The following is a 656-nucleotide window of genomic DNA, read 5'->3' as shown; positions in this document are numbered from 1 at the left end:
GGCATAGATAACGACGGTAAGATAGTCATCCCCGAACATGACTACGTGCATATCCCCTCTATCTGTAAGGTATTCCGCTACAAGTTTGAACACGCCCTGATAGAGTTGTTCGATGCGGGCAGGCTGGAGCATGACTTCCGTGACCGCATGGAGTTTATGGGCTTCATCAAAAAAGTGGCAAACAAAAAGGACTGGATAGTGCATTTGGAACCACCCATACAGATGCCGGAACAGGTGATACAATATGTGGGCAGATATTCCAAACGGGCGTGCCTGAGTGAATACAAGATTACGGCAATGGACGGCGAAAACATTTCATTCCGTTACCGTGATTACAAAAACTCACCCGACAGGAGGAACCCGGTTGAAAAGGAACTGACGCTGCATTACCGGGAGTTCTTCCCCCGGCTGCTGCAACACGTTCCACTGCGCTATTTCCGCATCGTGAGGTACTACGGCTTCTATTCCAATAAAGGCAGCCTGCCGGAAGAATACTTCGGGCAGGATGAAAGCGAGATAGAGGAAGCCGAGTTGCAACAGGCAGAAAGCGGATATGAAAACCCGTATTTCTGCGAGCGTTGCGGACGGACGAGAGTTTACAGCCACACTACGGTAACGGGTGGCGGCATGACATACACGGTAATACTGGAGCATTG

1 protein-coding gene is annotated in these 656 nt (G+C 50.2%); it reads left to right on the top strand.

Going from position 1 to position 656, the window contains the following annotated elements; all coding sequences use genetic code 11:
• A partial coding sequence (locus DXA54_RS28690; protein ID WP_243647705.1) for a transposase occupies positions 1-656 on the top strand: 656 nt, incomplete at both ends.

Origin of the sequence: Bacteroides sp. OF03-11BH (assembly GCF_003604005.1) — a bacterium.
Taxonomy (GTDB): domain Bacteria; phylum Bacteroidota; class Bacteroidia; order Bacteroidales; family Bacteroidaceae; genus Bacteroides; species Bacteroides ovatus.
Note: the sequence above shows the minus strand (reverse complement) of the source record. Positions and strands in the feature narration are given on the sequence as shown.